This is a genomic window from Streptomyces sp. NPDC058086, from assembly GCF_042885015.1.
GTDB lineage: Bacteria > Actinomycetota > Actinomycetes > Streptomycetales > Streptomycetaceae > Streptomyces.
This window is the reverse complement of the sequence record NZ_JBHVST010000309.1, coordinates 1-1,134: the sequence shown is the minus strand read 5'-3', so window position 1 is coordinate 1,134 and position 1,134 is coordinate 1. Positions and strand designations below refer to the sequence as shown.

Sequence of the window (1,134 nt, the reverse complement as noted above, 5' to 3'; positions counted from 1 at the left end):
AACCCCAACACGGGCGCAAGCCAACACCAGACGGCGCCGCCTGCCCACTAAGAAGTCATCTCATTTGGTGAGTCTGCGGTAGCAGATGAGGGTGCAGGCGATGCTGGTGAAGGCTAGGAAGTGGTCGGCCTTGCGTTCGTAGCGTCGGTGGAGTCGGCGGCAGCCGGCGAGCCAGGCCATGGTGCGTTCCACGGTCCAGCGGTGGCGGCCCAGCCGTTGGGAGGACTCGACTCCCTTGCGGGCGATGCGGTGGGTGATACCTCGCTCGCGTAACCATCGCCGCAGATGGGCGTAGTCGTAGCCCTTGTCGGCGTGGAGTTTGGCGGGCTTGCGCCGTCGCCGGCCGCGGCGCGAGCGGATCGGTGGGATGCCCTTCACGAGCGGGATCAGGGCCTGGCTGTCGTGCAGGTTGGCCCCGGAGATGCCAACGGATATGGGCAGACCTGACCGTTCCGTGATCAGGTGGATCTTCGAGCCGTACTTGCCCCGGTCGACAGGATCCGGACCTGTCAGGTCCCCCTTTTCAGGGCCCGCATGTTCACCGAGTCGATCGCGCACCGCGACCAGTCCAGCTCGCCTCGGGCGCCGAGTTCGTCGAGGACCAGGCGGTGGAGCTTGGCCCACACCCTGGCCTTCGACCACTCCGAGAACCGCCGGTGAGCAGTCGCTCCGGACGGGCCGAACGACGCCGAAGGCAGCTGCCGCCAGGTACAACCCGACGTAGCCACGAAGACGATCGCGGCCAGCACTTCCCGGTCACCGTGCCGACGCCGACCACCGCCCTGCGGCCGCGACGGCGCCTCCGGCACCACCCGCTGGAACAACTCCCACAATTCGTCCGGCACCAGCCGTTCAACGATCCCCACCATGACTTACAGAATACCGAGTCACCCAAATGAGATGGACTCTAAGACGGCAAAGGATGCCCGCGGCATCACCTACATGACCAACGTCTACGAAAACGGGCGGGTCAAGGAGCAGACGCTCACCGAAGGCGCCAAGTTCACCTTCGCGTACACGCTGACCGGCACGGGCAAGGTCACCTCCACCTCAGTCACCCAGCCCGGCGGGTCCGTGAGGAGGGTGGAGTTCGACGCGGCCGGCTACGGAGTCAAGGACACCGAGGCCCACGGC

General features: G+C 66.2%; 2 protein-coding genes. One reads left to right on the top strand and one right to left on the bottom strand.

Translation table 11 applies throughout. From position 1 onward, the window contains the following. Positions 1-60: 60 nt before the first annotated feature. A protein-coding gene (locus tag ACFVWD_RS58490; RefSeq protein WP_389607342.1) for an IS5 family transposase occupies positions 61-869 on the bottom strand; the annotation gives its coding sequence in 2 pieces (ribosomal slippage) (positions 61-521 and positions 521-869; 810 coding nt in all). 31 nt (positions 870-900) lie between these two features. On the opposite strand from ACFVWD_RS58490, the gene ACFVWD_RS58485 reads away from it, so the two are divergent. Continuing rightward, positions 901-1,134, top strand: a 234-nt coding sequence (locus ACFVWD_RS58485; RefSeq protein WP_389607341.1) for a hypothetical protein, incomplete at its 3' end; no start/stop codon positions are given.